Below are 14,801 nucleotides of genomic sequence, written 5' to 3' on the forward strand. Positions count from 1 at the left end.
AGGAGCACTCCACATGGATCTCGGAATCGCTGGCCGCACCGCCCTGGTGTGCGCTTCCACCGCCGGGCTGGGAGCGGCCACCGCCCGTGCGCTGGCCGCCGAAGGCTGCCGGGTGGTGTTCACCGGACGCCGGGGCGAGCGGGCCCGGGCTCTGGCCGCGGAATTCGACCACTGCATCGGCCTGGAAGCCGATCTCGGCTCGGTCGCCGGCGCCCAGCGGTTGTACGAGGACACCCTCGACGCGGTCGGCCCCCCGGACATCCTGGTGCTCAACGGTCCCGGACCACGGCCGGGGACGGCCAGCACCGTGACCCCGCAGGATGCAGCGGCCGCGGTCACCACGCTGGTCGAGGTCCCGGTCGCGCTGATCAGCGCGGCCCTGCCCCACCTACTATCCCAGGGCTGGGGCCGGATTGTGGGCATCGGGTCCAGCGGGGTGCAAGCCCCACTGACCGGCCTGGCGTTGTCGAACCTCGGCCGAGCCGGGCTGGCCGGCTACCTCAAGTCCCTGGCCACCGAAGTGGCCAAGGACGGGGTCACGGTGAACATGCTGCTGCCCGGCCGCATCGACACCGACCGGGTTCGCTCGCTGGACGCCGCCGCCGCCGAAAGCACCGGCCGGTCACCGGCCGAGGTGGCCGCAGATTCGGCCGCATCCATCCCGCTCGGCCGGTACGGGCGGCCCGAGGAGTTCGGTGCGGTGGCCGCGTTCCTGTGCAGTGCGCCCGCTTCGTACCTGACCGGCCTGGCGGCCCGCTGCGACGGCGGCCTGGTACCGGTGCTGTGACCGGGGCGAGGGGCGTGACTCAGCGCTGGGTGCGTCGGGGCGCCCGCGGCGGGCGCTGGCACTGCGGACAGAAGAATGACGACCGGTTCATGAACGCATCCCGCTTCATCGGAGTGCCGCACCGATCGCACGGTTCACCGACCCGGCCGTAGGCGTGCAGCGACCGGGCGAAGTAGCCGGACTCGCCGTCGACGTTGACGTACAACGCGTCGAACGACGTGCCCCCGACGGCCAGCGCCGCCGTCATGACCTCGGTGGCGGCGGTGAGCACCCCGGCGGCCGCGGCCCGGGTCATCGTGGCGGTGGGCCGGGCGTAGTGCAGACCCGCCGCCCACAAAGCCTCGTCGGCGTAGATGTTGCCGATCCCGGAGACGACGGTCTGGTCGAGCAGGACGCGCTTGATCTCGCTGCGCTTGGCGCGGATCGCGGCGACGGCGGCGTCCGGGTCGAATGCGGGGTCCAGCGGATCGCGGGCGATGTGCGCGAGCACGTCGGGCAGGTCGGCCCCACCGGGGGCGAACGCCATCCCGCCGAACGTCCGCTGATCGAGGAAGTCGACCGTGCTGGCGGGGGCCTCGGGGTCCGCCGGATCGGTCAGGGTGAACCGGATCCGCAGATGGGGATGCCGTCCCGCGGACGGCGGCAGGTCGGGCTCGTCGTCGACGACCGGGGGCGGCGGGAGCGGTACGTCGCCGGGCCGGTCGGTCCCGACGCGGAACTGGCCGCTCATCCCCAGGTGGGCGACGACGGCGTCGCCGTCGTCCAGGGCCCACCACAGGTACTTGCCCCGTCGACGGACCGCCTCGATGCGACGGCCGATCAGGACCGCACGAAAGTCATTGGCTCCGCCGGGATGTCGCCGCACCGCGCGATCGTGATGAACCTCGACGGCCCTGATGGTCCGGCCGGCGACATGCGGCTGCAGGCCGCGGCGGACGACCTCGACCTCGGGCAGCTCAGGCATGGGGAACGATCTCGGCGCAGACGCGGTCGACGGCGATCAGGCGGACGGCGCGTCAGGGGCCGGCGCGTCGACCGGGCCCTCGATGGAGGTGTACGCCGCCGACGCGGCGTTCTGCTCGGCTTCCTTCTTCGTCCGACCGCTGCCCTCGCCGTACACCTTGCCGGTCAGCAGCACCCGGGCCGCGAAGACCTTGGCGTGGTCGGGCCCCTCCTCGGACACCCGGTACTCGGGCACCCCGAGACCCTGGGCCGCGGACAGCTCCTGCAGGGAAGTCTTCCAATCGAGACCAGCGCCCAGGCGCGGCGCGCTGACCAGCAGATCGCCGAACAGTCGCAGCACGACCGTGCGGGCGACGTCCAGACCGTGCTCGAGATAGACGGCTCCGATGACCGCCTCGACCGCGTCGGCGACGATGGACGCCTTGTCGCGGCCGCCGGTGAGTTCCTCACCGCGGCCCAGACGCAGTTGCTCACCGAGCCCGATACCGCGACCGACCCCGGCCAGGGCGTGCATGTTGACCACCGAGGCGCGCAGCTTGGCCAGGCGGCCCTCCGGAAGATCCGGGTGCGTGCGATAGAGCGTCTCGGTGATGACGACCCCGAGGACGGAGTCCCCGAGGAACTCCAGCCGCTCGTTCGTCGGCAACCCACCGTTCTCGTACGCGTACGAGCGGTGGGTCAACGCCAGCAGCACCAGCTCGGGGCCGAGTTCGACCCCGAGCGCGGCGCTGACCACGTCCGCATCCGGCACGGCAGGACCGGATGACCGGGCTGTGCGCCCGGCATCGGTCGCTGCGTCACCGGAGCGCACGTCGATCAGACCCCGACGACCTGGCGACCCTTGTACTGCCCACAGGTCGGGCACACCGCATGCGGGGGCTTGAGCTCACCGCAGGCGCGGTTCTCGCAGCTGACCAGCGTGGGGACGGTGGTCTTCCACTGCGAACGGCGGGCGCGGGTGTTGCTCCGCGACATCTTCCGCTTCGGGACAGCCACGATCGTTCTCCTTCAGTAAGACGTTCTCATCGGTCTGGGCACGCCGCGTGACGCACCCGGTCTGGGTGACCCGGGGGTCAATCGGCCGAACCGGCCGGTCCCGTCTGGTCCGGTCGCGGCGCGAACTTCTCCTGCAGCGCAGCCCAGCGGGGGTCCAGTATCTCATGCGAATGACCCGGTTCGAGGTCGTCGAACCGTTCGCCGCAGTCGGGGCAGAGCCCCGGGCAGTCCGGCCGGCACAGCGGAGCCAGCGGCAGCGCCAGGACGATCTCGTCCCGCACCACCGGCTCCAGGTCGACCAGATCGTCGATCAGCCGCTCCACCTCGTCGTCCTCGGTGGTCGCCGCGGTGGCCGATTCCGGGTAGGCGTACAGCTCACGGAGGCTCACCACGACCGGCTCGGTCAGGTCGACCAGGCAGCGGGCGCACTGCCCCTCCGCGGTCGCCGCGGCCGATCCGGAGACCAGCACACCCTCGGCCACGGACTCCAGGCGCAGGTCGAGGTCGACCACGGCGGTGTCATCCGTCGCCGGGACGACGTCGCGACCGGCCGCCGGTACTCCGACCACCTCGTTGCCGATGCGTTGGGTCACCGGCACGGCGATGCGGACCGTCCGCATCGAACCGGGACGCCGACCCAGCGTCCGGGTGTCGATGACCCAGGGGGACGCCGGGGAGGGACCCGGGGACGGACGCGGGGAGGCGGACATGACGAGACTGACCTTCTGGGGAGAGTGCGGCCGGACGGTGCGCTCCCCGGGACCGCCCTGCGGGCTGGTCACGACGAGGGGCACGGCGCCGGACGCGCGGTGTCGCTGGCTGTGGTGCGGTGTCGCTGATGGTTCCTGTGATGTCGCCCGGGCGCCGTCCGTGGGGACGAACCAGCCGTAGGCAACCGTTCCAGAGTACCCGGATCAGCGGTACTCGGCTACTCCGCCGGTCCGCAGGGACGTCCGGCCCCGGCCGATGGTGCGCAACGTCCCGGTCAGGGTCTCCTCGAAGGACGCGAGCGTCGCGTCCACGTAGGTGTCGCATTCCTGGCGCATCCGGTCGCTCTCGGCGGCGGCAGCGTCGAGGATGCGGGCGGACTCCAGGTGCGCCGCCTGGACGACCTCGGTCTGCGAGACCAGCCGGGCCTGCTCGTGCTGACCGTCGGCCACCGCGGCGTCATAGGCGGCCCGGCCGGCGGAGACCGTCCGTTCGGCCTCGGCCCGGGCGCGCGTGACCAGCGCCTCGGCCTGTTCCTGGGCCTGCTGCCCGATGCGGGCGGCGTCGTCCTGCGCCCGGGTGATCATCTGCTCGGCCCGGGCATGCGCGTCGGTCACCAGGCGGTCGGCCTCGGCCTGCGCCGACGCCACCATCGATTCGGCCTCGGACCGCGCCGAGGTCACCAGCTGGTCGGCGTGGGCCTGCGCGTCGGCCACCGTCTTGGTGGCCTGCTCGGTGGCATCGCCGATCATCTGGTCACGGTGGTCGAGCACGTCCTGAGCGTCGTCGACCTCGCCGGGCAGGGCGTCACGGACGTCGTCGAGCAGTTCCAGCACGTCGCCGCGGGGCACGACACACGACGCCGTCATGGGCAGCCCGCGGGCCTCCTCGACGATGGTCACCAACTCGTCGAGCGCCTCGAAAACCCGGTACACGATGCAGCCTCCTGTCTGACCCCGCCCAGGCCGTACACCGACGGCGGGCGGATGGGGCCGGTCGGGTGCGTTACGGCGTCGGGGAACGCGCGCAGCGGTGTGTCCAGTCTGTCGTCTGGCCAGCTCCGGGCTGTGCCAACACGCCCGGCCCGACCCAAGCCGCATGCAGTTCACACTCGCGGGGCCGGAGCCCGTCCGACGGGCCGTTCGGACCGGTCCCGCCGGTCAGCCGGCCGGTGGGCGCAGCCGCGTGGTCAGCGCCTGCGCGACCGACGGCCAGACGTAGGCAGTGATGTCGCCTCCGAGCCCGGCGACCTGTTTGACCAGGGACGACGACACGAAGGAGAACTCCGGACGGGCGGTGAGGAAGACCGTCTCCACCCCCGTGAGGCTGCGGTTCATGTGGGCCATCGGCTGCTCGTAGTCGTAGTCCGACACGGTCCGCAGGCCCTTGACGACCGCCCGGATGCCATGCGCCGAGCAGTAGTCGACGAGGAGACCCGAGAACGAGTCGACCACGACGTTCGGCCAGTTAGCAGTCGCCTCCCGTAGCAGGTCGGACCGCTCCTCGACGGAGAACAGACCCCGCTTGTCCGGGTTGACCAGGACCGCCACGGTGACCTGGTCGAAGAGGGCGGCGGCCCGCTCCAGGACGTCGAGATGGCCGAGGGTGGGCGGGTCGAAGGACCCGGGATACACGGCGCTGGTCACGGCCAGCGACCGTAACAGAGCACCGTGTCCCCGTAGCGCTTCTCGCGGTCGGGCACGACCGGCGCCGGCCAGGCGAAGGTGTCCGCGCCGACCGGGGCACCGCGGACGACACCGCGTTCGACCACCAGGTCGGCCCCGCGCGACAGGGATCCGGCCGCCCCCAGGTCGGCGATCACCGCGCACAGTTCGGCGTCGGAGACCGCGTACGGCGGGTCGGCGACCACCACGTCGAACGGACCCACGTCCCCCGGTCCGGGTCCGGCCGCCCACCCGGTCACATCGGCGGCGACCACCTGCAGGTCACCGCCGAGCGCGGTGGCGTTCTCCCGCAACGCGGCCAGGGCGGCGCGGTCCCGTTCCACCAGCACCGCCCGTCGGGCCCCGCGGGAGACCAGTTCCAGGCCGAGGGCTCCCGAGCCGGCGTACAGATCCAGCACGACGGCGTCCTCCAGCGCCCCGCCGGCGGCCAGGGCGTTACCGAGCGCGGCGCGGATCTTCTCCGCCGTGGGCCGGGTCGTCGCACCGCGGGGTGTGCGCAGCGAGCGCCCACCCCATCGCCCTGCGACGACCCGGGTCACCGACTCAGCCGGCGGTCAGGACGACGAGCAGGTCGCCGCCCTCGACCTGCTGCTGGGCGGTGATCGCGGCGCGCTGCACGGTGCCCGCCCGCGGCGCGGTGATGGATGCCTCCATCTTCATCGCCTCGATGGTGGCGACCACCTGACCCGACTCGACCTGGTCGCCCTCGGCGACCTTCAGCGTCACGACCCCCGCGAACGGCGAGGCCACGTGGCCGGGGTTCGCCGGATCGGCCCGCTCGGCCACCGGCACGTCCACGCTGACCGTCCGGTCCCGTACCTGCAACGGCCGCAGCTGCCCGTTCTGGGTGGTGACCACGGTGCGCAGACCGCGCTCGTCGGCATCGCCGATGGCCTCCAGGCCGAAGTACAGGCGCACCCCGGACTGCAACTGGATGGCCAGTTCCTCACCCCTCGGCAGGCCGTACAGGAAATCGGCCGTGGCCAGCGGGGACAGGTCACCGAACGCTTCCCGGGAAGCGGCGAACTCGCGCGTCGGACCCGGGAACAGCAGCCGGTTCAGCGTCGGACGGGGATCGGCGGCCAGCGCGGCGGCGTCCTGCTCGCTCAGTTCGGCCGTCGGCGGGGCCCAGGAGCGGCCGGCCAACGCCTTGGTGCGGAACGGCTCCGGCCAGCCACCGGGCGGGTCGCCCAGCTCGCCGGACAGGAACCCGATGACCGAGTCGGGGATGTCGAACCGGCCCGGGTCGGCCTCGAACTCCGCCGGGTCCACGCCGGCGCCCACCAGGTGCAGGGCCAGATCGCCGACCACCTTCGACGACGGTGTCACCTTGACCAGCCGACCGAGCATCGTGTTCGCCGCGGTGTACATGGCCTCGATCTGCTCGAACTTGGCGCCCAGCCCCAGCGCGATGGCCTGCTGTCGCAGGTTCGACAGCTGCCCGCCCGGGATCTCGTGGCGGTACACCCGGCCGGTCGGCGCCTTCAGGCCCGACTCGAACGGCGCGTAGACCGCGCGCACCGCCTCCCAGTAGGGCTCCAGGTCCTCCACCGCGGACAGTGACAGGCCGGTCGGCCGGTCCCCGTGCTCGGTGGCCGCGACCAGCGCCGACAGCGGGGGCTGCGAGGTCGTCCCGGCCAGCGGGGCACTGGCTCCGTCGACCGCGTCCACGCCGGCGGCCGCCGCGGCCAGGTACGTCGCCAGCTGCCCACCGGCGGTGTCGTGGGTGTGCAGGTGAACGGGCAGGTCGAACCGGCTCCGCAGGGCCGTGACCAGGGTCGCCGCGGCCGGGGCGCGCAGCAGGCCGGCCATGTCCTTGATCGCCAGCACGTGCGCGCCGGCCTGCACGATCTGCTCGGCCAGCCGCAGGTAGTAGTCCAGCGTGTAGAGCTTCTCGTTCGGATCGGACAGATCGGCGGTGTAGCAGAGGGCGACCTCGGCGACCGTGGTGCCGGTCGCCCGCACGGCGTCGATGGCCGGACGCATCTGCTCGACGTCGTTGAGCGCGTCGAAGATGCGGAAGATGTCGACCCCGGCGGACGCCGCCTCCTGGACGAACGCGTCGGTCACGGCCGTCGGGTAGGGCGTGTAGCCGACCGTGTTCCGCCCGCGCAGCAGCATCTGCAGTGCGATGTTCGGCATCGCCGCCCGCAGGTCCGTCAACCGCTCCCACGGATCTTCCGAGAGGAAGCGGAGAGCGACGTCGTAGGTCGCCCCGCCCCAGGCTTCCACGGACAACAGCTGCGGCGTCGTCCGGGCCACCACGGGCGCGGCCACAAGCAGGTCACGGGTCCGCACCCGGGTGGCCAGCAGTGACTGGTGGGCATCCCGGAAGGTCGTGTCGGTGACCAGCAGCTCAGGGGCCTGCCGCATCCAGGTCGCGAACCCCTCCGGGCCCAGCTCGGCCAGCCGCTGACGCGACCCGGCCGGCGCCTCGGCGCGGGTGTCCACCGCCGGCAGCTTGACCGCCGGGTCGAGTAGGCCGGCCGGTCGGGGACCGTGCGGCTGGTTGACCGTGACGTCGGCCAGGTAGGTGAGCAGCCGGGTGCCACGGTCGGCCGAGCGCCGCGCGGTCAACAGCTGCGGGTGGGTCTCGATGAACGACGTGGTGACCCCGCCGGCGGCGAAGTCCGGATCGTCCAGGACGGCCTGCAGGAACGGGATGTTGGTGGAGACACCGCGGATGCGGAACTCGGCGAGTGCGCGCTTGGCCCGGGCCACGGCCGACGGGAAGTCCCGCCCACGGCAGGTCAGCTTGACCAGCATGGAGTCGAAGTGGGCGCCCACGGCCGCCCCGGCGTGCGCCGTGCCACCGTCGATGCGGACCCCCGCGCCGCCCGGCGAGCGGTAGGTGATGATCTTGCCGGTGTCGGGCCGGAACCCGTTCGCCGGGTCCTCGGTGGTGATGCGGCACTGCAGCGCCGCGCCGCCGATCTCAATGTCGTCCTGACGCAGTCCGAGATCGGCCAGGGTGGCCCCGGCGGCGATACGGATCTGGGTGCCGACGAGGTCGACGTCGGTGATCTCCTCGGTCACGGTGTGCTCGACCTGGATGCGCGGGTTCATCTCGATGAACACGTGCTTGGCGTCCGCACCGCTGCCTTCGACGAGGAACTCGACCGTGCCGGCGTTGAGGTAGCCGATCTGCCGGGCGAAGGCCACGGCGTCGGCGCAGATGCGGGCGCGGACGTCCGGGTGCAGGTTGACCGCCGGCGCGATCTCGATGACCTTCTGATGCCGCCGCTGCAGGGAGCAGTCGCGCTCGAACAGGTGGATGACGCCCTCGGGATCGCCGGCGGCGGCGGTCCGGTCGGCGAGGATCTGCACCTCGATGTGGCGGGGTTCGACGACCGCCTTCTCCAGGAAGACCGTCGGGTCACCGAAGGCCGACTCGGCCTCACGCATCGCCGTGGCTAGCGCGTCCGGCAGTTCGTCCGGCGAGGCGACCCGTCGCATGCCGCGACCGCCACCACCGGCGACCGCCTTGACGAAGAGCGGGAAGCCGAGCTGCTCCCCCGCCTCGATCAGCTCGTCCACGTCCTGGCCGGGAGCGGACGACTCCAGCACCGGCAGCCCGGCGGCGCGCGCGGCGGCCACCGCCCGGGCCTTGTTGCCGGCCAGTTCCAGCAGGTCGGCGGACGGGCCGATGAAGGTGATCCCCGCCTCGGCGCACGCGGTGGCCAGGCCCGGGTTCTCGGACAGGAACCCGTAGCCGGGATAGACCGCGTCGGCCCCGGATTCGCGGGCAGCCCGGATGATCTCGTCGACGTCCAGGTAGGCGCGCACCGGGTGGCCGGGCTCGCCGATCTCGTAGGCCTCATCGGCCTTCTGCCGGTGTTCGGAATTGCGGTCCTCGTACGGGAAGACGGCGACCGAGCCGATCCCCAACTCGTACGCGGCCCGGAAGGCCCGGATCGCAATCTCGCCTCGGTTGGCGACCAGCATCTTCGAGAACACGGCTTCGCTCCTGTCGCGTCCATCACCATCAACGCCGCGGCGGGCGCCGAGGTCTTGTCGCCAGGGAACTTAACGTGCCGCACCGACGGTGCGGTCATCCACGGTACGAACGGGCCGATCAGAGACCCGCCCGGCCCCACTCGCGCCACCGTTCGGAACGGCACCGACGATGTCCCTGATACGGCTCGGAGACGGCGACGGCCGGCGGCCGCAGCCCCCGGCCCGCGCCGGGGTCGGGGCAGGGGCCGCGAAGAGGTCGGGGGCGCCCCCCGGGGTGCGGACCAGCTCGGTGCGCACCAGCCGCGCGGTGATCAGACCGGGCAGCAGGGGAACGACGGTCAGCAGGGCGACCATGCTCAGCAGCAGCAGGATGTTCAGGATCATGATGGGTACCTCTCGGTCAGGGGCAGGGATGGCCAGGTCCGGCACGTCGTTGTCCTGACGGTGTTCGAATGCGATTCTGAATGCATTCAGTGACCGTTCTGAGGACGCCATGCCGCCCGGGGCGTTGCGTTCTCCTGCCCGGATGCGCGGTGTCCTGCCTCACAGCCCGACCATCCCCGTCCGGGGTGTCACGGACGCGACCGACCGCTCAGCCCTTCTCCAGGTACTCCTGATCGGCCGCGGCGATCGTCGTCGCCACCCACTCGGCCAGGGCCGGACGGCGGGTGAGCTCCGGATCGTCGGCCACCAGATCCTGCGCGTCGATCCGGGCCTGCTCGATGACGGACCGGTCGCGCAGCAATCGCAGCATCTTCAGCGAGGTCGCCGCGCCGGCCTGGTGCGTACCGAGGACGTTGCCCTCCCGCCGCATCTCGAGGTCGATCTCGGCCAGCCGGAAGCCGTCGGTGGTGGCCGCGATCGCGTCGAGCCGCTCCCGCCCGGCCGAGCCCGGCGGCGCCTCGGAGACCAGCAGGCAGACCCCCTCGGCCGTCCCCCGACCAACCCGGCCGCGCAGCTGGTGCAACTGCGAGAGGCCGAACCGCTCGGCGTCCATGATCACCATCATCGTCGCGTTGGGGACGTCGACCCCGACCTCGATGACCGTCGTGGAGACGAGCACGTCGATCTCGCCCGCCGCGAACCGCAGCATCGTCCGCTCCTTGTCCACCGCCGGGAGCCGGCCGTGGAGGATTTCCAGCCGCAGCCCCGCGAGCGGACCAGATCCCAGGTGTTCGGCCACCTGGACGACCGAGAGCGGGGGGCGACGTTCGTCGCCGTCGTCGTCGGGGGCGCTGCCCCACTCGTCGTCGGCGTCCTTGCGCCGTGCCCTGCGGGCCTTGCCGGCGGACCGACCGGACCCGCCCCCGTCCTCCTCCGGATCGGTCTCGTCGTCGCCGATCTTCGGGCACACGACATAGATCTGGTGACCCTTGCCGACCTCCTCCCGCACCCGGTCCCAGGCCCGTTCCAGCCACGCCGGCTTCTCCGCCGCCGGCACCACGGTGGTCTTGATCGGCGACCGCCCCCGCGGCAGACCCTCCAGCGTCGACGTGTCCAGATCGCCGTAGACCGTCATCGCCACGGTGCGCGGGATCGGAGTCGCCGTCATCACCAGCACGTGTGGCGGGGCCGCCCCGACCTGGCGTCCGCGGAGTGCGTCCCGTTGCTCCACCCCGAACCGGTGCTGCTCGTCGACGACCACCAGACCCAGATTGCTCACCACCACGCCTTCGGACAGCAGGGCGTGCGTTCCCACGACGATGCCGGGCTGACCCACCATGAGGGCCGACAGCGCCTCGCGGCGGGCCCGGGTGGACAGCGATCCGGTCAGCAGTGTCACCGCGATCGCCTCCGGCGGAGCCCCGAGTTCACCGCCGCGCCCCAGCGGGCCGAGCATGGCCCGCAACGAGCGGACGTGCTGGCCGGCCAGCACCTCGGTCGGGGCGAGCAGCACTGCCTGCCGGCCGGCGTCCAGCACCTGCAGCATCGCGCGCAGGGCGACCACCGTCTTCCCGGAACCCACCTCCCCCTGCAGGAGCCGGTTCATCGGGTGCAGCGTCGACAGGTCCCGGGCGATCTGCTCGCCCACCTGCTGCTGACCGTCGGTCAACGCGAACGGCAGGGCGGCGTCGAACGCGCTGAGCAACCCGCCCTCGATCGGCGGACACGGCTCGGCGGGATCGTGGCGCGCCCGGGCGCGGCGCTGGGCTAGCACCAGCTGGATGGCCAGCGCCTCGTCGTACCGCAACCGTTCCTGCGCCGCCGTCAGCGCGTCCTTGCTCCGCGGCCGGTGGATGTCCCGGAGCGCCGTCCCCAGATCGACAAGCTCCCGACCGGCCACGAGAAGCTCGGGAAGCGGATCGGGTGGGTCCGGCACCAGGTCGAGCGCGAGCTTGACGACCTTCTGCAGCAACTGCTGGGTGACCCCCTCGGCCAACGGATAGACCGGCGCCAGTCCGCCGGCGAACTCCTCGATCGCCTCGGTCACCGCATCCGAGCCCGCCCCGCGACCATCGGCGCCGTCCGGGGTCGCCTCGTCGGACCGGCCGATGACGGCGACACTCGGCGTCGAGATCTGCCGCTCACCGCGGAACTCGCTGACCTTGCCCGAGAACATCGCTTCGGTGCCCACCGGAAGCCGGTGCTTCCATCCGCGCTGGTTGAAGAACGTGCAGGTCAGCCGACGACCCTTGCCGTCGGCCACGGTGATCCGGGTGATGTGCGAGACCCCGCCCCGACCACGACCTCTCGGGGGTGCACCGCCGCCGCGGGGTTGGATCTCCTGGATGTCGACCACCCGGGCCAGGACGGTGGCCCGTTCGCCGACCACCAGGCCGGCGATGTCGGTCAACTGGCCGCGCTGGTCGTAGCGGCGCGGGTAGTGCGCCAGCATCTGCCCGAGGGTGACCACTCCCAGGCTCTCGGTCAGCCGAGCGGCCGTCCGGCCACCGACGGCCTCGCGCAGCGGGGTCTGCAGGGTCGCGTTCATCGCCCCCCATCATGTCGCCCGCCCCCGACAACGACCGCCCGGCACCGCCGCACCGTCAGCCGGGGCGTCCTCAGTCCTGGGCGGGGTCAGTCCAGGGCGGCGATCTGCAGATCGAAGACCGACCCACTGGCGAACAGGACCTCGACCACGGCCCCCGGGCGGTCGGTGTGCACGTGGACCCGCTGCCAGCTGTCGGACGACGCGTCGACCGTCCCGCCCGGCCCGCCGGACGACCGCGGCCAGAACCGGACCAGCACGGCCAGCTCCTGCAGTTCGCCGCGCACGGTCGCGACCTGCGCGGCAGCGATGGCGATTTCACAGGTGATCTCGGCGGTGAAGACCCGGCCCAGGACGTCACCGGGGCCGGCGCCACACGGCGCGGGGTGGGCCGGCGGCTCGGGCGGGCGGGTGGCCTGCTGGAGCCCGACGAGCACCCGCCCGACGAGCGCCCGGACCCGCACCTGCACGACGTCACCGTCACCGATCGGGTCCGCCGGCCCGGCGTCCCAGCCGGACAACCCGGCGGCCGCGGCGCGCGTGGCCACCGCCGCCAGGTCGGCACCCGCGACGGCTGCCTCGGCCGCCGCCTCCCCGGCGCGGCGGGCCGCTTCGGCCGCGATGGGCACCGGACCGGTCCGGTTGCCGGCCAGCGCGGCCGCCCCGGCGTTGATCCCGGCCGCCACGGCCAGGGCGTCGGCCCGGACGGGCCCCGCCGTTCCCGTCGCGTCCAGGGTCTGCAGCGCGTCTCCGACGGCCGCGGAGAACACCTCGAGGAAGGCACCCACCGGGCGGCACACCGGATCCCGCCGCCAGTCGGGTGCGTCGGCACCGCGATCGTCGTGCCGGTCCGGCTCGTCCAGCGCCCGCCGCAACTGCCGATGCCCCTGCCGCACGACGGCAGCCTCCAACGGGGTCAGCCGCAGATCCACCGCGAGCGGCCAGTGACGGCCGGGCTCGACGGACGGCGTGACGACGCGCTCGAACCAACGGTCGACCAGGCCCGCGGTGAGAGGGGACATGGCACCATCGTGCCCGGCCTCGAGAGCCGCTCGGAGCCGGGCGAACCCCCAGCCGGCGGTCCGATGAGCGGGTGTCGTGGCCGGGCCGGATCGGTGACGGGTCGCTGGCCACATGACGGCCGGGTCGGATCCGCGACGAGCGATGGCCCGGTGATTTGGCGGGAACGGCGTCCGTCAGTACCCTGGGGAGGTTGCCCGAGCCGCAGCGACAGCTGACGGCTGGGCGGAAGACAGTCCTGAACGTACCGATCGGAATTGGCTGACCACTGTCGCGGCCGATCCGCATGATCATCGAGTAGAGGTGTTCCGCGTGGCTGCGGTGTGTGACGTGTGTGGCAAGGGTCCCGGGTTCGGCATGTCGGTGTCGCACTCGCATCGGCGGACCAACCGACGGTGGGATCCGAACATCCAGCCGGTGCGGGCGCAGGTCGCCCCCGGCACGGTGCGCAAGCTGAACGTGTGCACCTCCTGCATCAAGGCTGGCAAGGTCGTCCGCGGCTGACGCCGACCCCTGTGCTTGCACGAAGCGGCGGGAACCCCTCGGGGTCCCCGCCGCTTCGTCGTTCCCGCCGGTCGGCAGGTCTGGCCGCTGCAGCCGCGGTGTCCGGGGACACCGCGGCCGCTACGCCCGACTCAGACCAGCCGAACTCAGACCAGCCGGGTCATCCAGCCGTGCGGATCCTCCCGATGGCCGTACTGCAGAGCGGTCAGCTCGGCCCGTAGCCGGCTGGTCACCGGGCCGGTGACTCCCCCGGAGATCTCGAAGCCGCCGTCGGCGTGCTTGACCGCACCGACCGGCGTGATGACGGCCGCGGTCCCGCAGGCGAAGACCTCGGTCAGCTCACCGCTTTCGACCCGCTTGGCCCACTCATCGGTCGAGATGCGCCGTTCGCTCACCGAGTAGCCCAGTTCCTCGGACAGCGTCAGCAGTGAATCGCGGGTGATGCCCGGGAGCAGCGAGCCCGTCAGTTCCGGGGTCACGACCTCGGCGCCGGCGTCCTCGCCGAAGACGAAGAACAGGTTCATGCCGCCCATCTCCTCGACCCACCGCCGTTCGATGGCGTCGAGCCAGACGACCTGGTCGCACCCCTGCTCGGCGGCCTGGGCCTGGGCGGCCAGCGAGGCCGCGTAGTTGCCACCGGTCTTGGCCGCGCCGGTGCCACCCGGGGCCGCCCGGACGTACTCGGTGGACCACCAGACGGTGACCGGCTTGACCCCACCCGGGAAGTACGGGCCCGCCGGGGAGGCGATGACGCTGTACACGTACCGGTTGGCCGGCCGGACCCCCAGCCCGACCTCGGACGCGAACATGAAGGGCCGCAAGTAGAGGGAGGACTCACCACCTGACGGCACCCAACGGCGATCGACCTCGACGAGCTCCTGCAGCGACCCCAGGAAGATCTCCTCCGGCAAACGGGGCATGCCCAGCCGGTCGGCGGAGCGGTTCAACCGGGCCGCGTTGGCCTCGGGACGGAAGCTGGCCACCGAACCGTCCGGCTGTTCATAGGCCTTGAGTCCCTCGAAGATCTCCTGCCCGTAGTGCAGGACCATCGACGCCGGGTCGATGACGAACGGCGCGTAGGGCACGACGCGGTGGTCGTGCCAGCCCTGCCCGGCGGTGTAGTCCACGATCACCATGTGGTCGGTGAAGTGACGCCCGAAACCGGGGTCCGCATGGATGCGGGCCCGCTGCTCGTCGGTGACGGGACTGCTGTGCAATTCGCGGCGGAATGGTGCGGGCGTCATGGCACGAT

The 14,801-nt window shown here is 72.3% G+C and carries 14 protein-coding genes; 2 read left to right on the forward strand and 12 right to left on the reverse strand.

What is annotated here, in order from left to right; translation table 11 throughout:
• The first annotated feature begins 13 nt into the window (after positions 1 to 13).
• Entirely contained in the window at positions 14 to 787 is a 774-nt protein-coding gene (locus FDO65_RS05950) for an SDR family oxidoreductase (protein ID WP_137448474.1), read from the forward strand.
• A 19-nt stretch (positions 788 to 806) separates the two neighbouring features.
• On the opposite strand, the gene mutM is transcribed toward FDO65_RS05950, so the two are convergent.
• The 11 genes from mutM to FDO65_RS06005 form a co-directional block, all read right to left on the reverse strand.
• Positions 807 to 1,751: a bifunctional DNA-formamidopyrimidine glycosylase/DNA-(apurinic or apyrimidinic site) lyase gene (mutM, locus tag FDO65_RS05955; RefSeq protein ID WP_137448475.1), complete on the reverse strand. Its 945-nt coding sequence runs from the start codon at positions 1,749 to 1,751 to the stop codon at positions 807 to 809.
• 36 nt (positions 1,752 to 1,787) lie between these two features.
• Positions 1,788 to 2,501 (reverse strand): ribonuclease III, encoded by a 714-nt coding sequence (gene rnc / locus FDO65_RS05960; protein WP_205849806.1) that lies wholly within the window; start codon positions 2,499 to 2,501, stop codon positions 1,788 to 1,790.
• Between the two features lie 65 nt (positions 2,502 to 2,566).
• The gene (gene rpmF / locus FDO65_RS05965; protein ID WP_137448476.1) at positions 2,567 to 2,746 is read right to left on the reverse strand and encodes a 50S ribosomal protein L32; all 180 of its coding nucleotides are present in this window, start codon (positions 2,744 to 2,746) and stop codon (positions 2,567 to 2,569) included.
• A gap of 77 nt (positions 2,747 to 2,823) precedes the next feature.
• Complete coding sequence (locus FDO65_RS05970; protein ID WP_137448477.1) at positions 2,824 to 3,456, reverse strand: YceD family protein; 633 nt, start codon at positions 3,454 to 3,456, stop codon at positions 2,824 to 2,826.
• A gap of 204 nt (positions 3,457 to 3,660) precedes the next feature.
• The gene (locus tag FDO65_RS05975; protein ID WP_137448478.1) at positions 3,661 to 4,389 is read right to left on the reverse strand and encodes a DivIVA domain-containing protein; all 729 of its coding nucleotides are present in this window, start codon (positions 4,387 to 4,389) and stop codon (positions 3,661 to 3,663) included.
• A 225-nt stretch (positions 4,390 to 4,614) separates the two neighbouring features.
• Complete coding sequence (gene coaD / locus FDO65_RS05980; RefSeq protein ID WP_137448479.1) at positions 4,615 to 5,100, reverse strand: pantetheine-phosphate adenylyltransferase; 486 nt, start codon at positions 5,098 to 5,100, stop codon at positions 4,615 to 4,617.
• Positions 5,097 to 5,678: an RsmD family RNA methyltransferase gene (locus FDO65_RS05985; RefSeq protein WP_137448480.1), complete on the reverse strand. Its 582-nt coding sequence runs from the start codon at positions 5,676 to 5,678 to the stop codon at positions 5,097 to 5,099. The genes coaD and FDO65_RS05985 overlap by 4 nt, the downstream gene beginning before the upstream one ends.
• Before the next feature lie 4 nt (positions 5,679 to 5,682).
• A complete protein-coding gene (locus FDO65_RS05990; protein WP_137448481.1) occupies positions 5,683 to 9,096 on the reverse strand; it encodes a pyruvate carboxylase in 3,414 nt (1,137 codons plus the stop codon).
• 69 nt (positions 9,097 to 9,165) lie between these two features.
• Positions 9,166 to 9,480 carry a hypothetical protein gene (locus tag FDO65_RS05995; RefSeq protein WP_137448482.1) on the reverse strand — a complete coding sequence of 105 codons (315 nt, stop codon included), beginning with the start codon at positions 9,478 to 9,480 and terminating at the stop codon, positions 9,166 to 9,168.
• 208 nt (positions 9,481 to 9,688) lie between these two features.
• Positions 9,689 to 12,028: an ATP-dependent DNA helicase RecG gene (locus FDO65_RS06000; protein WP_137448483.1), complete on the reverse strand. Its 2,340-nt coding sequence runs from the start codon at positions 12,026 to 12,028 to the stop codon at positions 9,689 to 9,691.
• An 86-nt stretch (positions 12,029 to 12,114) separates the two neighbouring features.
• Positions 12,115 to 13,047, reverse strand: a complete 933-nt coding sequence (locus tag FDO65_RS06005; protein WP_137448484.1) for a hypothetical protein — start codon at positions 13,045 to 13,047, stop codon at positions 12,115 to 12,117.
• Positions 13,048 to 13,357: 310 nt separating this feature from the next.
• Here FDO65_RS06005 and rpmB point away from each other — a divergent pair, with 310 nt between their 5' ends.
• Complete coding sequence (gene rpmB / locus FDO65_RS06010) at positions 13,358 to 13,549, forward strand: 50S ribosomal protein L28 (RefSeq protein ID WP_137448485.1); 192 nt, start codon at positions 13,358 to 13,360, stop codon at positions 13,547 to 13,549.
• 146 nt (positions 13,550 to 13,695) lie between these two features.
• On the opposite strand, the gene FDO65_RS06015 is transcribed toward rpmB, so the two are convergent.
• The gene (locus FDO65_RS06015; RefSeq protein ID WP_137448486.1) at positions 13,696 to 14,793 is read right to left on the reverse strand and encodes a branched-chain amino acid aminotransferase; all 1,098 of its coding nucleotides are present in this window, start codon (positions 14,791 to 14,793) and stop codon (positions 13,696 to 13,698) included.
• Between the last annotated feature and the right edge of the window lie 8 nt (positions 14,794 to 14,801).

Source organism: Nakamurella flava (genome assembly GCF_005298075.1).
In the GTDB taxonomy this organism is placed as follows: Bacteria; Actinomycetota; Actinomycetes; order Mycobacteriales; family Nakamurellaceae; genus Nakamurella; species Nakamurella flava.

What these genes read in the sequence shown, in the direction of transcription:
- FDO65_RS05950 (WP_137448474.1), top strand. Translation starts at nt 14, where the DNA reads ATGGATCTCGGAATCGCTGGCCGCACCGCCCTGGTGTGCGCTTCCACC.
- mutM (WP_137448475.1), bottom strand. Translation starts at nt 1,751, where the DNA reads ATGCCTGAGCTGCCCGAGGTCGAGGTCGTCCGCCGCGGCCTGCAGCCG.
- FDO65_RS05970 (WP_137448477.1), bottom strand. Translation starts at nt 3,456, where the DNA reads ATGTCCGCCTCCCCGCGTCCGTCCCCGGGTCCCTCCCCGGCGTCCCCC.
- FDO65_RS05995 (WP_137448482.1), bottom strand. Translation starts at nt 9,480, where the DNA reads ATGATCCTGAACATCCTGCTGCTGCTGAGCATGGTCGCCCTGCTGACC.
- FDO65_RS06000 (WP_137448483.1), bottom strand. Translation starts at nt 12,028, where the DNA reads ATGAACGCGACCCTGCAGACCCCGCTGCGCGAGGCCGTCGGTGGCCGG.
- FDO65_RS06005 (WP_137448484.1), bottom strand. Translation starts at nt 13,047, where the DNA reads ATGTCCCCTCTCACCGCGGGCCTGGTCGACCGTTGGTTCGAGCGCGTC.
- FDO65_RS06015 (WP_137448486.1), bottom strand. Translation starts at nt 14,793, where the DNA reads ATGACGCCCGCACCATTCCGCCGCGAATTGCACAGCAGTCCCGTCACC.